The following is an 18,974-nucleotide window of genomic DNA, read 5'->3' on the forward strand; positions in this document are numbered from 1 at the left end:
CTTTTGGGCGTTCCCTGGGTGTAGGCCCTATGATTTCTCGATACTTGCCGGTAGCTCATCCACTAAATCGGCTGACCAAATGGTGTCATAGGGGACATTGCCTCGCTGATAGGCAGCCCTGACTGTTTCAGCATCAGCCGCGTCGAGCTCACAGATACTACGTTTGCGATCGCGCGATAAATAGGTGCGTTTCCAGATGACATTGCGCTCTGTCATACAGGGGGCCGACCGCTCCACCAGCTCATCCCACAGTGCCTGGTCAATGGGTGGATCGTAGGTGGTTTCGACAACAATAAGAGCCATGGTGATGTCATCCGTAAACAAAGAAATTGAGCTATGGGGATACTATCTCAGTCTTAGATTCCTTTTCCCATAGCTTTACAGCCTGTTTAGCTTGGGCAATTAACCGCTGAGCCCGACCACTTAAGTTAGTTCCAGGCAATGTCTCTAACGATTGCCAATGGCGATGCAGCGTTGTGTGATCGTCTAACAGACTAGCACTGAGGATACACAGGGCATTTGCCATAGCCATATCGTTGGGGTGCTCAACAATGTTAGCTGCTTGGTCAGCCATGCTGGCATAGGTGAGAGCGGTGGCCCCATCCTCTTGCTGGAGGGCGATCTCAGCAGCATGACTGGCAATAAAAACTCGTTTACGTTGAGCATCCAGCTGATCAAGTTGGATCAATGCCTCCGTCAGGGCTGTTTGACCTGGTTTATCTGGATTTTGACCATAGGCGTATAGAGCAATTAAGGCATCTGCAAAGGCGGTCTCACTCCCCTGGGGCAGGTTAGGCGCTAACTCCAGCAGTGCTTTGGCATAGCTCGGGTCAGGCTGTTGACGATCCCAACTGTTCATGGCCAGGTTGGCAAGACTATGGCTCTCATTTAGCTGATCGCGCTGATTGGGGGCTTGACTTTGAGATATTTTCAGGGCGGTTGTTAGCTGTTGCCGAGCTAAGTCATAATCGCCACGGTAACGATAAATGCAGCCTAATCCTAAATGAATGTCGCTGATGGATACCCCCAGCGGGTTAGCAAGGGATTGGGCTTCCAATAAGATGGCTTCAGCCCGATCCATATCCCGTTCAATTTCAGCTAAACAGCAGCCATTTACGGCTAGATTTTCTGCCTGTAGATGAGGCACTGGAGGCAGGACGTCGATAGCTTCCAAACACTGTTGATGCACATCGGTCAAGCTGTCTTGGGTGTATTTTAAGAAAGCCAGGGCCTGTCGTGCAGCGGTTTCTGCTTCTGGCAGGTTCAAGCCGACCAAATCCGCCAACTGTTGCTGGATTTGAACTTCCACGGCAGTGGCGTCTGATTTGGATACACCGGCTAAAACTCGGATGCGCAGGAGTTGGGTTGAATAGAGGCTGCGATCGCAACTGGGCAAATAATGGCAATGTTCTAATCCCCGGTTCACTAGCTGCATTACGTCGGCGTAAGCAAACAACCGTAAACTGCGGCTGGCAGCGGTAACACAGGACTTAGCCGCCAAGGCATGATTACCCGCCAGGCCAGCATGGTAGGCCACCTGGTTGGCTAAATCATCCTCTACCATTTGGGACTCCAGGGTTTTAGCCAGTTGGCCATGGATAATGCGACGGCGGGGCAACGACAGCTGATTGTAGGCTGCCTGGCGCACCAAATCATGAACAAAATCATAGTTGCCCTGTTCAGCAAAGCTGGCTGAAGTCCCTGGGTTAACAGGTTGCACAATCTGTTGGTGTTCTAACTGTTCCATGGCCAACAGAAACTGCATGGGTGGGTAGCTGGCCGCCAGGGCCAAAATCTCTGGATTAAAGCATCGCCCTAGGGCTGCAGCCCAGGGGACCAAGTCTCTCGCTGCTCCATCTAGTCGCTGTAAACGATCGTCGATTAATCCCTGTAGATCACTGATCTCTCCAGTATTGGCCCGCGCGACTTCCAGGGCAAATAAAGGATTGCCACCGCTGTCGCTGTAGATTTGTTGGATATCTGATGGTTCGGCTCCATCTTCGGAGTTGAGTAATGGTGTGACAAGTGCCGATATTGCCTCAGCCGATAGGGGGGGAACAGTGATTTCCTGCAGACGTTTGGCCCGTTGTAGAGACTTAATAAAGATGAGAACGGCTGAATTTTCTTGCAGTTCTTGTTGTCGAGCGGCACAGGCAATGCGCAATGGCCCTTGCCCCATCAGTCGAAAGACATAGTGTAGCAGTGCCGTTGACGCATCATCTAGCCAGTGAATATCATCAAATAAAAGCAAGAGAGGCTGTTCAGGGCTAGCTATAGCCCCCAAGCTCTGCACCATAGCGTCTAACAACTGTCCTCGATTTTGTAAATTGCTGGAGGTATCCTCTAGCTGAGGAAATGACTCAGAGAGATGGGTGCTACGCAGTAAATCTATCCACACGCCGTAGGAACGCAGTTGCTCTGCTGCAAAGGCACTACCCCAGCAAGTCTGCCAGTTGCACTGTGCCGCACTCTTAGCTAAGGATTCCAGCAGTCGAGTTTTTCCAATGCCAGGCTCTCCGGTTAGCAATAATAAAGGTGCAGGCTCGTCTAAGGTCGATAACAGCCATTGCTCTAAGCTGCCAAACAGCTGCTCACGTCCAACTAAGGTGCTCGTAGCATTGGGGGCAGCCAGAACCAGTGGTATGGCTGGAGCAGTCTGTGCAGATTGAAGAGCTTCTGTTGTTGTCTCAACAGTATTTTCCTCTGCTAACAATAGCTGCTGATAAATGCTGGCTGTAGTCGGGCTGGGAGGCACCCCTAATTCCGTTTGCAGGGTGGTCATGCACTGGTGGTAAAGCTGCAAGGCGGTGGAGCGGTCTCCTATTTCACCATAAAGGGCCATCAACGTTTGATACACACTTTCTTCCAGAGGTTCAGCCTTTAACCACTGCTGTCCCGTTGCGATCGCTTTGGTTATTTCACCGAGGGCCTGTAGCTGTCGAGTCAGCTGAGCCAATGCGTGACCATAGCTTTTTCTGAGACGTTCTTGCTCGGCATAAATCCAGTCAGCATCACAGTCTGGCCAAAGCTTCCCTTGATAGACTTTGATAGCAGTTTCAAAAAAACCAATAGCTGCCGCTCCGTCTACCTCCGCTGCCGAGGCTAGGGCAGTTTCAAAGATATCAAGATCCACTTCACAGGGAATCTGTGGCTGCCAGTGCAGTGTGGATTTGGTGATAGTGATTAGCTGCTCGATGGTAGGACAGGTGTGCCGCAGATAGTGCAGCTCTTTTCGTAGATTCGTGCGGCCTTGAGTGTCAGCAGAATCTGGCCATAGCTGTCCGGCAATCCGTTGGCGAGACTGGGGGGCATGGCGATGCAAAATTAGATAGGCGAGCAGGAGTTGCGATCGCGATCGCAACTCTACACTGCCTGCTCCTGCTTGGACAAAGTGAAAGTTGCCTAGCAAAGAAATCTTTAGGAGCTGTTTGCCCACAGTCAACACCCGTCAGCTGCAATCGTCTTTGCAGCACATTGTAATGGATGCAGTTGGGGTGAACCCTGATTTTATTGCAAGTTTTTAAGCATATAGCAGTTTTCCAGTTAATTAACGCTGTGATATTGGGTTAGAGGGGAGTTTCCTTATGAACAGACTGATAACCGCTCGAATATGCTCCTAAACTCCGAAGTTTCAGTCCCTTGAGGCTAATTTTCCCAATTCAAAACTCAAAACTAAGAACTGAGAACTAAGAACTAATACGAAATCCTGACTGATAGCGCCCGGTATCGAAGGGCATCCACAAGGGAGTGCCCCTACAGGATTGTCCATTTTTAATCGGGTTTAGTGAATTCGGATTTAGTGTAAGAACTCAAAACCAAGAACTGGTATCATTCGCCTGTTTTCAGAGCTTTCAGCTGCTGATTTAGGGCCTCAATCTGTTGTTGCTTGACGGCATCATCCAAACTCTCACTGTTTTGGATATCTAAAATTTGTTTACCAATGTCCAATTCCCGAATTGGATTCCAGTCCTTATCTTCCGCTGGAACGAAGTCAGACCAGCCCAGGGGAGCTAGCACTTCACTGTCTTGATAATCAGTAAAAAATGTTCGAATATCTTCCTTCAGACAGGCTGGCAAGTCACTGCGATAGGCTAGAGGTTCTGTGGGAATCATCGGTGATGTCCAGATGATCTGAATTTTTTCACGGGTTTCTGGGTATGATTGTTCCATCATTTTTAACGTTTCGCTATTGTTGGTGGCAACGTCCACCTGGCTATTGGCCACAGCGAGGGCGGTCGCTTCGTGGGTGCCTGCAAACACTAATTCATCAAAAGCTTCATTGGGATTAATGTTGTTTTCCGCAAATACATACAGGCTTGGCACTAAGTAGCCAGACGTGGAATTGGGATCATTAAAGGCAAAGGTTAAATCTCCTGCATTTTCGATAACGTATTGATCCCCGTTCCCAGCTTCAATATCAATGTTCTCAAGGATGGGATTATCCTTGTGGGTAATCAAATGAGAATAGTACCCCTGGCTGCCATCGGCATTTACCGAGCGCACAAATGCTTCTGCCTGGGAACGCTTGGCTGCCTCAATGTAGGCCTTGCCGCCATACCAGGCCAATTGAATCTTGCCGGCCCCCATGGCTTCAATCACACCGGCATAGTCCGTGGCATACAGACCGTTGACAGGTCGCCCGATGGCATCAGCCATTATTGCCAGTAGTGGTTCCCATTGCTGTTTTAGATTTGCCTGAGATTCAGAGGAACTAATGCCAAACTCTAGTTCGGCAATCTCAGGGGCACACAGGTTTCCAGCTGCAGTGGTCTGGGATGACGGTGAACAGCTGACCAATAAGAGGATGCCGAATAGACTTGTTAAACTCTTACCCTTTAATAGAAAGTGTTGTTTGAACATGGCGTATTCTCTCTTTATTTGATGGTATCTCACAACTACAGTCATCCCGAGGATCAGCAATGCCTAATAACTTCATCGTTGAGCAGCACCACGCCCACGGCGCTGCTGGGTGATCGAGGTAGATTGTACGGTTGGAGAGGTCGTCTGTTGATCTGACGGGCCACACAGACGACTCAGATCAACGATCTGACCATTTGCTGTTTCCATAAAGCAAACGGGAGTGCTGGTGACAAGAGAGGGCTCTGCTACAGCGGCCATTGCATTCAGCATAACTAGGCTGCCAGTAAACCCAAGGTTGCGCAGTAACGTGATTGGACGGGCCATAGTATATCTGTTGGTTGAGAACAGTTGAAAGTATTGGTAAGTGAGAAGAAAGGCTCCCTCGCCGGTAAGAGAGGATAGCGAGGGAGCTTGTTTTACCCGGTATTATTTAGGAAGTACCGAGTAAAACGCCGCTATGAGCTAGTAATCTACAGTTAGCTCAAAGGTTAAATTCACGCCTTCTGTGGCATTAAAGCCAAGAAATGCTTGAACGGCCTCACCACTGGCGTTACGATAGCGACCCGTGCCGCCAATAATGGCCCGTGCCACCGGCTCACCCACATCAGCAATTTCCCAACCGTCGCTAACAAGGGTTTCATCACCGAGTTCATGGCCAAAGTTATAAAGTTGGTGGGTGATGACAAACTCTCCACTGGCAGCGGCGGCACCGTCTGGGTTAACAAACCAACCGCGACACACCCACCGGCCTTGTACGAGGGCTGGAAATTCGGGACTACCATCAGGATTAACGCCATTGCTGCCGTTGAGGGTACCGGCTGGATAGATATAGCCTTGGGTAACAAACGAATTGCCATAGGCGGGAAACCCGTTACTGAGTAAAGGGGCATCGTCAAAGACAAACCGAGTGGCGTCTTCTGCGATATCAAATCGGAGTACCTGGGAGTTAGAACGACGATTTTGCTTGGTTTGAACGTTAGTGGTCTTTGCGGGTTCTACTACAATCTTTTGGCTTGGCTGGGTTGGGTTAGCGATCGCAACATTACTAAGGGCTAGGGTAGTGGCTGTGGCTAAGGCTACAGTTAAGAGATGCTGTTTGCAAAAGTGGCTGAAGGATTGGAAAACGTTCATGGGTTGTCTCCTTGATTGGTTAATAGGGGTTGGGTGTGATAGGGAAAGAGTTATTGGTTATTAGTTGTTGGTTGTTGGAGTTTTGGTTTATGGCTATTGTTTTAGAGAGGGGGCCGAGCCTAGGTTGCAAATGTGAAGGCTTCTGGGGTGAGGGTGAAGTTAAACTCGTCGGTGGTCTGGCCTACGACTGAACCGACTAGGTCGTTGCCATCAGCGCGGATAATATCGACGCCGAACAGGATGTCATCAACGACAAAGTTTTGGAGAATATAGTCATCGGTGCTGCCGCTAAGAACAATCCGATCGCCTTCTGATAGGCTGAAATCGAAGATGGCTGCGTGGTCAATGTCTCCCTCACCTAGATAAAAGGCGGTTGCGGCACTGCCTAAAACAAATAGGTCCGCGCCACCGTTGCCGGTGAGCTGGTCAAACTCGCCGTTACCCGGTAGGCCAACGCTGGGATCTACACCGATCAGTACATCGTTGCCGCCGGTTGTGGTGGCGTCAGCTTCAACGGCATCCCCAAACAGTTCGTCGTTGCCGATGCCGCCGATGATCAGGTCGTTACCGCCTCGGGCGTTATCAGCCATGGTAAAGGCGTCACCCACTAAAAAATCATCGTCAGCGCCGCCTTGACTGTTGAATGTATCTTGCAGATTGCCAACTACCAGGTCATTACCGCCATGGGCATCATCTGACAAAATAAAGGCATCACCTGCAACAAAATCATTGCCGTTGCCACCAAAGACAGCGTCATGGCCACCGCGACTGTTGCCCCGCATGGAAAAAGCGTCGCCGTAGACATCGTCATTTCCAGCATTACCATTCACCAGGTCGTTACCACCCTGGGCGTCTGCGCTGATGCGTTCGCCATCGCCGAAGACTTCATCGCTGCCGTCGCCACCCAGGACGGTATCACCGCCACCCTGAGCTTGGTCTGTAAGCGAGCCGTCACCTTCAAGCTGGTCGTCGCCGTTGCCGCCTGCGATGCGATCGCTACCGCCCATTGCCTGGTCCCGTAGCGTGCCGTCACCTGTAATCACATCAACGCCATCGCCGCCGTTAATCTGGTCGTCACCGCCCTGGGCATTGTCGGCTAAGGTTTCAGCATCACCAAAAAGGTCATCATTGCCGTCGTTGCCTTCAATAACATCGTCCCCCCCTTGTCCCTGATTGACAATCTGGTGGGCATCACCAAAAACCCGATCATTGCCGTCCCCCCCTTCAATAACGTCGTTGTTGCCCCGCGCATCATCTTGAATGAGATTGGCATCACCAATGAGGGTATCGTCACCCAATTCGCCAAAAAGTAGGTCCCGACCGCCTATCGCTTCATCTGCAAGGGTGGCAGCATCCCCAAAAACAACATCGATGCCGTCTTTAGCAAAAATCAGGTCGTTACCCCCGGTGTCCTGATGAGAAAGAGCAGCATCAGTGTCACCAAAAATAGTGTCGAAACCTGCCGTCCCTAAAAGGATATCGCTTAATAAAGAACCCAGAATTGTTTGCCGAATAGGAGGGGGCTCAATGGGGTCATTCCTGGTAATCTCGGTAAAAGAGTCCACAGTTAATGTTGTTGTGTCCACACCGTTAAGGATGGCCAGAACTTCATCGTCTACCAAAATTCTATGGCCTTGAAAGGTCAAGTCATCAAACGTTAGACCATCTGCCAGGCCAATCAGGTCCATGCCCACCTGAAAATCAGTAATAGTGTCGATGCCTTCACCTAATGCAAGAACGAAAGTGTCCTGGCCCGTGCCGCCAGAGTTGTCATCACCCGTTAGGGTGTCATTGCCGGGGCCGCCATCCAAAAGATCATCACCGTCATCCCCCCAGATCTGATCGTCTCCGGCTTCACCAAAGAGCTGGTCGTCTCCTCCCTTACCGCCAATGCGGTCGTTACCATCGCCGCCAAAGATCGTGTCGTCACCGCCAATGCCTACCTGGGCATCGTGACTGTTGAGGTCACCTCGGAGGATATCATCACCCCCCTCACCAAAAATAATTTGATCGCCTAAACCACCCGCAAGGGTATTGTCCTGATTATCCCCTACGATTGTTGTCGGGGTGTCTGCAATAGAAGTCATGCTGTTCTCCTAAGGAGTCAAATGAGCAGCTGGTTATGTGTTCAGGCGTTGTCTACTAGCGAAAAAAGCTAGATTAAACAGTCTTCGCCTCAAACGAATAAACCGAATATTTGAAAGAATTAAGGCATCTGCTGTCGTCACTGTGACCTCCAGATTGTTTAAGCCGTCACAGTTAACTTAGGTTGTGGGTCGTTCCAGAATCGTTCTGTAGCCGTCCCTGGCTTTTGTTGATACGACTACGCCTGCCTCAGGCTCTTTCTCATGTAGATACTGGCAGTGCCATGGTAGGTCAGTCGATAGATTTCCTTATAACCAATAGCGGTATAGAGACGGATATTATCCACCATCACCTCATTGGTGTGCAGCCAGATTTCACCATAGTCGGCCTGTTGGGATTGAGCTTCTGCATGGCTGAGCAGAGCGCTACCCAATCCCTGTCGTTGCCAGGTAGGATGTACAACAATATTGGTGATGTGATAGTGGTCACCACGGGGGGATAAGACCAACACCGCGATCAACTGGCCATGGCTTTCCACCACCCATACACAATCGTTTTTAACCACCTGGTGGTAGTCGGTCAGCATGGTTCGAGGGATGCCTCTGATCAGTTGAATATACTGCTCAAAGGCAGTCTGAGTCAGTAGTTTAATATCATCAGCATCACTCACTTGAGCTGGACGTAAGGTGAGACCGAGATGATGAAAAAATGATTCTGGAGGATTTTCAGGATGATGATACTCGTGGCTTTTGGACGTGATCATCATGGGAATCTCCAAGATCTATAGAAAAATATGGTTGGTAATGTTCGTCAGTTCTTCCTCGGCTGGTTTAGCTAATCGCTCAATCTGTATATCGGATACCCAATACATAATGGGGCAGAGTATGACCATGGCGAGGGAGATCACGAATACGAGCCAAAGACCCTGAATCTGTTGTTGAAGTAATTCACTCACATGTCCAAGACTAATCAAAGATTTTGTTTTTGTCGTTACATAAAAGGTCACTAGTTGTAGAAAGAGGGAGATCAACTTAAGCCGAGAAAGCTCGGTTGGGTGGAGAAATGGGAGTGGGGAATAGAGGGTAGGGAGTGGGGGTAATTTCTCAATATGCGTTTGTTTGAGTGAACCTCATATAACTTCAGTTAAGGATATTGCGTTTGGATGGGAACGGTGTAGGAACGGTGTAGGAACGCTGGATTGATTAGGGTTAAACCATCATCATCAAAGTGGAGAATTGACCATGACGACATCTGTTGACCTGACCGAAGCGTTTGCTGAGCGCTTGCTGGATATCCTTAACAGTGGAGCGTTGGCGCTGATGACATCCATTGGTCATCGTACTGAATTATTTGACACGTTAGCCGAACTGCCGCCTGCCACTAGCCAGCAGATTGCTGATGCTGCCGGACTTAATGAGCGCTATGTGCGTGAATGGCTGGGGGCAATGGTGACGGGCCGATTTATTACCTATGACGTGGAGCAGGACACATACTTTTTACCCCGTGAGTATGCGGCTGTGCTCACCCGTGCGGCCAGTCCTGACAACATTGCCGCTTTTGCTCAATATATTCCTCTGTTAGGGACTGTAGAAGATCCGATTATTGACTGTTTTTATAACGGGGGTGGTGTTCCCTATGCTCAGTTCAAGCGATTCCATCCGGTAATGGCTGAGGATAGCGGTCAAACGACGGTGTCGGCGTTAACAGAATATGTGTTGCCTTTGGTGCCAGGACTAATGGATTCTCTAAAACAGGGGATGCAAGTATTAGACTTAGGCTGTGGTAGTGGTCGTGCCCTCAACAAGATGGCAAAACTATTTCCGAATAGCCGATTTCGAGGCATTGATTTATCTGAGTCGGCCATTGCCACAGCCCGTGAAGAGAGCCAGCACCGCGCTCTATCCAACATTCAGTTTGAGGTGCAAGATGCTGCACTGTTTGACGCTTTTGAGCAATATGACCTAATTACCACCTTCGATGCCATTCACGATCAGGCTCACCCCGATGTTGTTCTCAAAAATATTTATCAGGCATTAAAACCAGAGGGTCTCTACCTGATGCAAGATATTCGAGCAACCACCAATGTGGCAGGCAATCTGGAACATCCGGCAGCGCCCTTTCTTTACACCATTTCTTGTATGCACTGTATGACCGTCTCCTTAGCACAAGGTGGGATGGGTTTAGGAGCCATGTGGGGGGAAGAAAAAGCGCTGTCGATGCTTAAGGATGCAGGCTTTAGCCAAGTCATGATTAAACAGCTAGAACATGATTTTCAAAATAGCTATTACATCGTTCACAAGGATTAAAACTTAGTTTTTACTTGTTGTTATTCAGAGGTAGTCAAATGTGTGTTATGTGTAATGTTGCTCGTCGTTATCAAAGCCGCCGTGTCAGGAATACCTTGCTGACAACAGATCAGCTGACCCGGATAGTACTCCTAAAAGCGACTGTCAATGGGCCAGAGTATTCTCCTGCAAAAGTATTGGACAGGTAGCAAAGAACGGTAGTATGGTTACGGCTTTCATCAGGTAACTGTGGTGAGGAAACAATTTTCCTCTATGTTCAAGACTATTCCAGCTTTGTTTTCTCGTTCTGCTACCCCTGAGCCGACTGAAGAGCTGGTCAATGCGCCACCAGGGGTACTGAATAGTTTGGGTGAACAGTTGGCACAGCTATCTACACCCCAGCCTTATCAGGCAACCATCCAAGATGCGTTAAGTCGAGCGCTACAGGACTGGCAGGCGAATCCTGAATTTGAAAATAATAGTTTGGTGGTTTTGGGGCGACCAGTGGAAGACATTGGTCCTATTCTTAAAGCCAGCTTCCATGAAGAATTTTCTAACTGCGAGGTCCGTTTTTTCTTGGGAGGATACCAACGTCCCCCTGATCCGTTAACGGTACCTCAGCATCTGAAGCGGGAGCTAGAACTTGACACGGAAGCCCCGAGTGAAATTGCCACACCCGTCACTCAAACGGATCTTGATAACCATGTGCCAACAATCATGGTGGTGTCTAGTTTGGAGCAGTGCTTTCTCCGCTGTATTCAGGGCTGGGAAGGTATTGAGTATTTGCAAACCCTGAGTACGCAAGACCCCTCCCGATTTTGGGTATTTGGCTGTAATCACTGGACCTGGAGTTTTTTAAACCGGGTTTGCCAGATCAGTGCTTATTTTGAACAGACGGTGGCGTTACCTAAGCTGTCTGGTGCGGAACTCAAAGCATGGTTCATGCCATTACTAGAGACTAATCTGGAAACTCAGGCAACGGGGCCTATGTTGCAGGTGACTGAGGCCAGTGATAGCTATTGGAATAGCCTGGCTAATACGGCGGAGGGGATTGCCAGTACAGCCACTCAGGTGTGGCTCAAGTCTCTGCAAATTCGAGCAAAGGCGTTAACTGAGGAGGGGGCGGTGGCGGACACAGCCGACTTGATTGAGCTAGTGCCGACGAAACCCACACTGCCAGGGTTGATTACCCTAGATCCGATGGATCGCTACTTGCTGCATTCTTTATTGATTCATCGAGAAATGACGCGATCTCACCTAGCTATTAGTCTAGGCGAAGCCGAACGCAAGATCCGATCTCGTCTGCAGGTGCTGCGGCGCGAAGGGATTATCCGTCAGCGCGGACGACGGTTTAGCGTCCAGCCAGCCCATTATCCCAAGCTCTACAGTGAACTGGGTAATAACAACTTTTTAATCGGCAAAGCTTAGGGGAGAACCATGGTTAAGGGAGTGAAGATTGCGATCGCAACCACCATAGCCGTGCTGGCTCTGACAAGTCTTGCCACAGCTCAAGACCTGACTACAGCAGCAGACGCTCTCGATATCTTTAAGCGACCCAACACATCAGAGATTCTGCAGGGCAGTTTTGCCGTGTTAGCGGCCTATGGCTTGCTATTCCTAATTCGGATTGGCACTGACATTCTTTCAGAGCAAGTACCGCGTCGCTTCAGGCTGATTATCAAGCAGTCAGTCCCTTTTCTGAAGGGTATTGTCTTGATTGTCACCATTGCCTATTTGTTGCCGCTATTCCTAAATTTAACCGGCTCGAATCTAATTGCCTTGACGGGCACCATTGCCGTTGCCCTAGGCTTTGCCTTTAAAGACTATGCCAGTTCCATCGTTGCTGGTGTAGTCAACCTGTTTGAAGGCCCTTTTCGTATGGGCGATCGCATCCAAATTGGCGACCATTATGGCGAAGTGATTGACTATGGCCTGCGGGGTGTGCGGCTACAAACCCCTGACGACAATGCCGTTACCATTCCCCACAACGTTACCTGGACCAATCCCATTTCCAATGCCAACAGCGGTCAGCTCGAAGCCCAGGTGATGACTGAGTTTTACTTTGCCCATGAGGCCAACACAGAACTTGCCGTCGAGATCCTATACCAGGCCGCTTATAGCAGTCGCTATACCCAGCTTAAGCTGCCGGTTATGGTGGTGGTGTCAGAAGAAACTTGGGCAACCCACCTCAAGCTGAGATCCTATCCCATGGATGCGCGGGACGAATACATCTATAAGACCGACCTAATTTTACGCATTAAAAAAGCCTGCGCCCGGCATCAGTTACCGTATCCGAGAACGCCCGGTGAGGAAGAGATTTGACGTTAGTCGGGTAGGACTTATTCTTTAACCAAAAGATATTTCTGTGATCCAGCACTGTCCAAATGGCTTCAGCCTAACCAGGTCCCCTACAAAACTCCCTAAAACTTAACGGCTGTTCCACTCGCCGTAATCAGCATCAACACCCCGGTTTCATCCAGATTAATCGTGTCAGTTTTTAACTGGATACCAATGACCGCGTCAGCCCCTAACTGCTGGGCTCGCTGTTGTAATTCTTTAAGGGCGTCCTGCTGGCCACGCTCAAAAACTCGCTCGTAAGAACCAGTACGTCCACCCCAAAAATCCCGGATACTGGCGAAAAAATCACGAAGCATGTTACTACCATAAATCACCTCGGCAGTGACGATCCCCAAATATTGTTTAATATTTTTTCCTTGGAGTGTATCGGTAGTTGCTAAAATCATTGACTATCACATTAGCAGCACCGTCATATTACGACGGAGTCAGTGGGAGATTACAGTAATGCCAATTGCAATGCCTAAATTACTGCCTGGTCAATCTGGGCTGGTGGCAACCCTAGCGGGGTTGCTTTGGCTGTTGCCAGTGGCAGCAAATGCGGTTGAGCCGCCTATCCTGTTAGCTCAAAGTGAACTCCTCACCGATGTTCAGACCAGTGAGCTATCGGATGCTGACAAGGAACGGGTGGGAGAAATCCTGCGGGACGCTCAGCAAAATGTAGATAACGAAAATTATTCAGCTGCGATCGCAGCCTATCAGCAGGCCCTGAGCATTGACCGTAACAATGCCCGGCTGCATTCAGGGATTGGCTATCTCCAGTTTTTGAAAGGCGACTACCAGCTGGCGGTCGAAAGCTATCGCCAGGCCATTGACCGCGATAGTCGCAACGTTTCATTTCGCTATGGCCTGGCCTTGAGCCTTTATCGAGCCGAGCGCCATGCCGAAGCCGCCGATACCTATCGGGCAATTACGCGCATGTCCCCCACCGAATCCGATGCTTTTCTGGGGTTGGGCAACATGCTATTGCGGCTAGAAGAGTATGACCTGGCTCTCAATGCCCTGAAAGAAGCCGCTCGATTGGCCCCCAACAATGCCCAAGTCTACGAAGCGATTGGTCTACTGTATCTAGAACAAGATCGTTACGATGACGCCCTCGAACCACTGCAGCGGGCTCTACGGATCGATAACAATCGCGGTAGCATCCACGGTAACCTGGCCAAGATTTGGCTACATCAAGGTCGACAGCAGCAGGCCGAAGAATCCCTACGACGGGCCATTGCTACCAACCCTCGGGACTGGGAAAGCCATTATCAGCTGGCGCAGATACTGGAAGAACGCGGTGATATGGAAGCAGCCCTGATCCATTTTGAGGAAACGGTTGAGTCCAACCCCAGTTTTACCCCGGCCCAGGCGTCACTTGGAGCCCTGCTGTTAGAACGAGAGCAGTATATTCGGGCGATAATTTCCTATCGCCAAATCGTCCGTCAGTTTCCTGAGGATGCCGGTGCTCGCTATAACTTAGGACTAGCACTTTGGGGACAGGGTCGCCGCCAGGCCGCCGTGGAATCGATCAATCAGGCAAGACGGCTGTATCGGGCCCAGGAAAATGAAGCTGAAGCCCAGCGAGCAGATGACCTGTTGAAGGCTTGGGGAGTGGACTGATGCAACAGCCACTCCCGAACCAGGTTACTTAACGCCTGTGGTCATGGGCTCAGGCTGTTTGTTGTCTTGTGCTTCTCCCCCCAAACCGGTCAACCGTCCTACAGCAGAACCAATACCGCTATTTAACTGGGCAATAAAGGTAAAGCCTACGGGGACCACCACCAGCGTCAGTAATGTCGCTGTTGAGAATCCGCCGATGACTGCGATCGCCATCGGGCTGCGCACTTCTCCACCAGCGCCCCATTCCATGGCAATGGGTACCATCCCCGCCATGGTCGAAATTGAGGTCATCAAAATCGGGCGGAGTCGGGTGAGACCGGCTTCAATGACCGACTGTCGCAGAGATATGCCTTTTTCCCGCGCCATTAAGGCATAGTCCACTAGCAGAATCGAGTTTTTGGTCACCAACCCCATCAGCAACACAATCCCAATCAGAGCAAACAGCCCTAATGGTTTTTGAGCAATCATCAAACCCAACAGGGCTCCACCAATACACAGCGGCAACGCCACCATGACCGCAAAGGGATAGATAAAGCTGTTATACAACAACACCAGCACGGCATAGATCATGACAATCGCCGTAGCCAGGGCCAGACCAAACCGGCTAAACACCTCTCGCATGATTTCAGCATCGCCAGAGGGCTGTTGAGAAACCCCTGCTGGCAAATTGACAAATGCCGGTAGAGCGTAGACTTTTTCCAAGCCCTGTCCCAGGGTGATGCCGTCTAAGTTCGCGCCAATGGTGACCTGGCGTGAACGATCGAGTCGATCGATCTGGGCTGGACCACTGCCAAACTCAATATCGGCAACAGCGGTCAAGGGTACCAGCTGTCCCTGATTATTCAGCACCTTGAGATTTTCTAAGGTGGACAGCTCATTGCGAAACTCAGGGGCCAACCGCACCCGAATAGGAATCTGACGGTCGCCCACATCAAATTCGGCCAGGTCAGATTCGGCATCTCCCAGGGTGGCCAGAGAGGCGGTGCTGGCAATGTCTCTGACAGTTACCCCCAAATCAGCCGCCCGCGCCACATCGGGACGGATCAGAATCTCGGGCTGGACCAGGTTAGCGCTGGAGCTAACTTCCACCAGACCGGGAATTTGCCGCATTTCCTGAGTGAGGGCATCGGAGGTCGCTCTCAGTGCCACCGGATTGTCACTGCGCAACGTGACTTCCAGAGCTTTACCGCCACCACCGGCACCGCCCTGGTTTTCAAAACTAATGCGGGCACCCGGAACCTGACTCAAAACCTGACGCATTTCATTTTCAAATTCACCCCGTGACATCCGTTCATCTTTGGGGTTGAGTCGAGCCACTGCCGAGGCTTCGGCGGGTTCTTGGGAGACATAGACGCTGTCTACGGCTGGATTGGCATTCAGCTGCTCGCTCACATACTGGGTGACCAGTTCTGTTTTAGCCAGAGTGCTGCCCGGCGGTAGCTCAATGCTGAGATTAGAGAGTCCGGTGTCACCGGCCCCAAACAAACTGGTGGGGATAAACCGTGACAGCATCAAACTGGCTACAAAAAAGCCGACGGCCAGACCGACGGTTAAAAGCCGATGGCGCAGGGCTCCACGCATCAGACGAAAATAGGGCACCAGGTGTTTGGGCACATAGATATCGCCAGCGCGAAACCCATCGGCCTGACTGGAGGATTTCTCGCTCACGGGTTTGGGCTTGAGCAAATAGGACGCCATCATTGGGGTCATCAAACGGGCCACCAGGGTGGAAAACATGGTGGAGACCGCTACGGTGACGCCAAAGGGTTGGAAAAATTGACCAGGGACTCCCCCCATAAAGGCTACGGGTAAGAAAACGGCCACAATGGTTGCTGTGGTGGTCACCACCGCCAGACCCACTTCAGCGGTAGAGTCCATGGCAGCCCGCATGGGCGGTTTACCCATGTCGATGTGCCGTTCAACGTTTTCAATTTCTACAATGGCATCGTCCACCAGGTTACCAACCGCCAGGGTCAGGGCCAGCAGGGTCATACTGTTGAGGGTATAGCCCAGATATTGGATAACAATAAAGGTGGGGATAATTGAGAGTGGCAGGGCGGTGGCAGTAATCAGGGTTGTGCGCCAGTTGCGGAGAAAGACACTGACAACAACAACTGCCAGCAGCGAACCGATAATCAGGGCGTCGATAGAAGCCTTGTAGGAATCACGAACGTCGGTGGCGCGGGTGTAGATTAGCTCAAACTGGACGTCATCCAGGGTTTCGGAGAGATTTGCGATCGCAGCCATCACCCCATCTTCAACACTGACCAGCAAACTACCACTACTGCGAAATACCGAAAACGACACCACTGGCTGATTGTCCAAATAGGCCGATTGTCGTGTCTCACCAAAGTCGTCCTTAACAGTTCCCAAGGTTTTGAGCGGTACGGTATTCCCATCAGGTAACAGAATCCCTACATTCTGCAACCGCTCCACCGTAGGCGCACTGCCCAGGGTGCGAATGCCCCGCTCCTGACCCAAAATATCGCTACGACCGCCAGGCAGGTTGATATTAGAATTACGAATCTGATTATTAACTTGAGTTGCCGTAATCCCCAACGCATCTAGCTCATTGGGATCTAAATCCACAATGATCTCGCGATCCACTCCCCCAAATCGCTGAACTTGGGCCACACCTTTCACCGACAGCAGTTCAGTCGAAATCCTGCGATCCACCAGGTCGCTCAGATTTTCCACCGACCTTGTTTCGGAACTGACCGTGTAGGTCAGCATCGGCCCACCTTCAAACCTTAGCCGTCGGATCTGAGGCTCCTGGGCATCCTGGGGCAAATCATCCCGTACTCGGGTGACGGCATCCCGCACATCGTTAGTGGCCTGTTCCGTATCTACCCCCAGGTCAAAGCTGATCACGGTGGTGGAGTTACCATCCGTCACCGTTGAGCTGATGTTGTCAATATTGCCAAGACCAGAAACCGCATCTTCCACCTTTTTGGTAATCTGGGTTTCCATCTCCTCAGGACCAGCCCCTAGCTGATTGACCGTAACAATGACGGCTGGGATATCAATATTAGGGTTGGCATCAATACCGAGCTGATTAAACGACAGCCACCCGGACAGGGTGAGCACCAAAAACAGCACCAGCGTCGGCACGGGTCGACGGATCGACCACTCAGAAATATTCCAATTCATGGGTTAGTCTCCGGTTATTCCGCTGGGGTTTGAGCGGTTGATAAATCAGATGGTTGAGCGGATTGGTCTGCAGGGGCATCCACAAAAGGCGATGGCACAATGGTCACCGACTCGCCCGGCTGCAAGTAGCTAGCCCCTTCCACGATGACCTGATCGTCCTCATCAAGACCCGACAGAATCTCTAAACGCTCAGGCTGATTGGCCGTAGCCGGTAATCGAGCCCCAACCGTCACCGTAGTCAGCTCTGCTACATTCTCTGCACCCAGGGTAAAGACCCTAAAGCTATCGTCTGACTGGGGTAGTACGGCAGTGGCAGGCAGCACCATGCCCGTCCGCTGACCCGTCATAAACTCGGCCTGTAAAAACATCCCCTTACGTAATTCTGGACTCGCTGGCAGACTCACATTCACCGCCGCCTGTCGGGTTTGTTGATCAACCAGCGGATCGATGGAACGCACTGACCCCGACAAGGTAATCTGCGCATTAGTTGAAGAGGTCACCTGGACCGGGGTACTGACCTGGACCGCCGACAACTGGCGTTGGGGCAAGTCGACAACAAGTTCTAACAAACCGTCCTGGACCAGGGTAAACAAAGCCGTTCCAGTCGATGACGTATCGCCAACAGTGGCTTGACGTTCAGCAATCTGGCCATTCACAGGGGCCTTCACAACAGTCTGGGCCAGCTGAGTCTCTAGTCGACTAATCTCAGCCCCCCGGCTATTGACAGTCGCTTGCGCACTTTGCACCGCAGCCTTAGCTACCCCAATAGCTTCACGGGCCGTAATTGCCTGGGTTCGCCGACTGTTTAACTCTTGTAGACTAATTCCCCCCTGATCAAACAAGGTCTGATTACGCTCAAAATTGTCCTGCGCTTCGGCGGCATTGGCTTCTGCCTGGGCCAGTGCTGCTCGCTCCTGCAGTACCTGCGCTTCTGCCTGGGCGTAGTTAGCCTGGGCCTGGGCCAGCTGCGTACGTAACACCGAATCGTCTAATACCGCTAAGACCTGCCCGGCACTGACTTGGTCACCCGCCCGCACCCGGACCTCAAGGATTTGCAGGCCACTCACCTGAGGAGAAATTTGCAACAGATCAAATGCTTGTAGGGTGCCAGTGGCCTTAAGCGTCTGCTGAATTGTCGCGGTTTGAATTTGCTGTACGGTCACACTGATCGCGGTGGTGGTCTCACCCGCTTCTGTCGGAGCTGCCGCTGGTTCCGGCGTAGGCCTAGACAGCAATCTACTGCCTACCAGAGAAACCCCAACACCCAAAATCAGCCCCAACCCTATACCTCGTATTCCAGATAGAGCAGAGCGTCGCTTGGTAACGGTCGCAGTCGATGCGACAGCGCCATTCACATACTGACCATTAGTAGACTCTTTAGTTAGAGGGTCGTCTTGAAAGTTTCGATACGTCACAGCCTAGGAATTACTAGAACAACTACAGGACAACCCCTGTATAGGAAATCTTAAACAAATGTAAATCTGCTGCTATTATGGCGTATCT

At 50.9% G+C, this 18,974-nt stretch carries 14 protein-coding genes; 4 read left to right on the forward strand and 10 right to left on the reverse strand.

What is annotated here, in order from left to right; all coding sequences use genetic code 11:
• Positions 1-27 precede the first annotated feature (27 nt).
• The 7 genes from N836_RS43175 to N836_RS0137025 form a co-directional block, all read right to left on the reverse strand.
• Positions 28-303 (reverse strand): nickel-binding protein, encoded by a 276-nt coding sequence (locus N836_RS43175; protein ID WP_023070802.1) that lies wholly within the window; start codon positions 301-303, stop codon positions 28-30.
• 31 nt (positions 304-334) lie between these two features.
• Positions 335-3,436 (reverse strand): BTAD domain-containing putative transcriptional regulator, encoded by a 3,102-nt coding sequence (locus tag N836_RS43180; protein WP_031291560.1) that lies wholly within the window; start codon positions 3,434-3,436, stop codon positions 335-337.
• Between the two features lie 392 nt (positions 3,437-3,828).
• Complete coding sequence (gene phnD / locus N836_RS43185) at positions 3,829-4,860, reverse strand: phosphonate ABC transporter substrate-binding protein (protein WP_023070804.1); 1,032 nt, start codon at positions 4,858-4,860, stop codon at positions 3,829-3,831.
• Positions 4,861-4,932: 72 nt separating this feature from the next.
• Positions 4,933-5,184, reverse strand: coding sequence for a hypothetical protein (locus N836_RS43190; protein ID WP_023070805.1), 252 nt, complete (start codon positions 5,182-5,184; stop codon positions 4,933-4,935).
• A gap of 138 nt (positions 5,185-5,322) precedes the next feature.
• Positions 5,323-5,991, reverse strand: a complete 669-nt coding sequence (locus N836_RS72810; RefSeq protein ID WP_023070806.1) for a hypothetical protein — start codon at positions 5,989-5,991, stop codon at positions 5,323-5,325.
• A gap of 119 nt (positions 5,992-6,110) precedes the next feature.
• A complete protein-coding gene (locus N836_RS43195; protein ID WP_023070807.1) occupies positions 6,111-8,078 on the reverse strand; it encodes a calcium-binding protein in 1,968 nt (655 codons plus the stop codon).
• 236 nt (positions 8,079-8,314) lie between these two features.
• Entirely contained in the window at positions 8,315-8,842 is a 528-nt protein-coding gene (locus N836_RS0137025; RefSeq protein WP_023070808.1) for a GNAT family N-acetyltransferase, read from the reverse strand.
• A gap of 475 nt (positions 8,843-9,317) precedes the next feature.
• Here N836_RS0137025 and N836_RS43205 point away from each other — a divergent pair, with 475 nt between their 5' ends.
• The 3 genes from N836_RS43205 to N836_RS43215 all read left to right on the forward strand — a co-directional run bounded on the left by N836_RS43205 (position 9,318) and on the right by N836_RS43215 (position 12,683).
• Positions 9,318-10,382, forward strand: a complete 1,065-nt coding sequence (locus N836_RS43205) for a class I SAM-dependent methyltransferase (protein ID WP_023070810.1) — start codon at positions 9,318-9,320, stop codon at positions 10,380-10,382.
• Positions 10,383-10,634: 252 nt separating this feature from the next.
• Entirely contained in the window at positions 10,635-11,789 is a 1,155-nt protein-coding gene (locus N836_RS43210) for a helix-turn-helix domain-containing protein (protein WP_023070811.1), read from the forward strand.
• A 9-nt stretch (positions 11,790-11,798) separates the two neighbouring features.
• Positions 11,799-12,683 carry a mechanosensitive ion channel family protein gene (locus N836_RS43215; protein ID WP_023070812.1) on the forward strand — a complete coding sequence of 295 codons (885 nt, stop codon included), beginning with the start codon at positions 11,799-11,801 and terminating at the stop codon, positions 12,681-12,683.
• A 98-nt stretch (positions 12,684-12,781) separates the two neighbouring features.
• Here the strand turns inward: N836_RS43215 and N836_RS43220 are convergent, their stop codons facing one another.
• Positions 12,782-13,105: a YbjQ family protein gene (locus N836_RS43220; RefSeq protein WP_023070813.1), complete on the reverse strand. Its 324-nt coding sequence runs from the start codon at positions 13,103-13,105 to the stop codon at positions 12,782-12,784.
• A 58-nt stretch (positions 13,106-13,163) separates the two neighbouring features.
• Between N836_RS43220 and N836_RS43225 the strand changes: the two genes are divergently transcribed.
• Complete coding sequence (locus tag N836_RS43225) at positions 13,164-14,321, forward strand: tetratricopeptide repeat protein (RefSeq protein WP_023070814.1); 1,158 nt, start codon at positions 13,164-13,166, stop codon at positions 14,319-14,321.
• A 24-nt stretch (positions 14,322-14,345) separates the two neighbouring features.
• Here N836_RS43225 and N836_RS43230 read toward each other — a convergent pair whose 3' ends face one another.
• Positions 14,346-17,471, reverse strand: coding sequence for an efflux RND transporter permease subunit (locus N836_RS43230; RefSeq protein ID WP_023070815.1), 3,126 nt, complete (start codon positions 17,469-17,471; stop codon positions 14,346-14,348).
• A 14-nt stretch (positions 17,472-17,485) separates the two neighbouring features.
• Positions 17,486-18,886 (reverse strand): efflux RND transporter periplasmic adaptor subunit, encoded by a 1,401-nt coding sequence (locus N836_RS43235; protein ID WP_023070816.1) that lies wholly within the window; start codon positions 18,884-18,886, stop codon positions 17,486-17,488.
• Positions 18,887-18,974: the final 88 nt, after the last annotated feature.

This window comes from Leptolyngbya sp. Heron Island J, assembly GCF_000482245.1.
Taxonomy (GTDB): Bacteria; Cyanobacteriota; Cyanobacteriia; order Phormidesmidales; family Phormidesmidaceae; genus Leptothoe.

What these genes read in the sequence shown, in the direction of transcription:
- N836_RS43175 (WP_023070802.1), bottom strand. Translation starts at nt 303, where the DNA reads ATGGCTCTTATTGTTGTCGAAACCACCTACGATCCACCCATTGACCAG.
- phnD (WP_023070804.1), bottom strand. Translation starts at nt 4,860, where the DNA reads ATGTTCAAACAACACTTTCTATTAAAGGGTAAGAGTTTAACAAGTCTA.
- N836_RS43190 (WP_023070805.1), bottom strand. Translation starts at nt 5,184, where the DNA reads ATGGCCCGTCCAATCACGTTACTGCGCAACCTTGGGTTTACTGGCAGC.
- N836_RS72810 (WP_023070806.1), bottom strand. Translation starts at nt 5,991, where the DNA reads ATGAACGTTTTCCAATCCTTCAGCCACTTTTGCAAACAGCATCTCTTA.
- N836_RS43195 (WP_023070807.1), bottom strand. Translation starts at nt 8,078, where the DNA reads ATGACTTCTATTGCAGACACCCCGACAACAATCGTAGGGGATAATCAG.
- N836_RS0137025 (WP_023070808.1), bottom strand. Translation starts at nt 8,842, where the DNA reads ATGATGATCACGTCCAAAAGCCACGAGTATCATCATCCTGAAAATCCT.
- N836_RS43205 (WP_023070810.1), top strand. Translation starts at nt 9,318, where the DNA reads ATGACGACATCTGTTGACCTGACCGAAGCGTTTGCTGAGCGCTTGCTG.
- N836_RS43210 (WP_023070811.1), top strand. Translation starts at nt 10,635, where the DNA reads ATGTTCAAGACTATTCCAGCTTTGTTTTCTCGTTCTGCTACCCCTGAG.
- N836_RS43215 (WP_023070812.1), top strand. Translation starts at nt 11,799, where the DNA reads ATGGTTAAGGGAGTGAAGATTGCGATCGCAACCACCATAGCCGTGCTG.
- N836_RS43220 (WP_023070813.1), bottom strand. Translation starts at nt 13,105, where the DNA reads ATGATTTTAGCAACTACCGATACACTCCAAGGAAAAAATATTAAACAA.
- N836_RS43225 (WP_023070814.1), top strand. Translation starts at nt 13,164, where the DNA reads ATGCCAATTGCAATGCCTAAATTACTGCCTGGTCAATCTGGGCTGGTG.
- N836_RS43230 (WP_023070815.1), bottom strand. Translation starts at nt 17,471, where the DNA reads ATGAATTGGAATATTTCTGAGTGGTCGATCCGTCGACCCGTGCCGACG.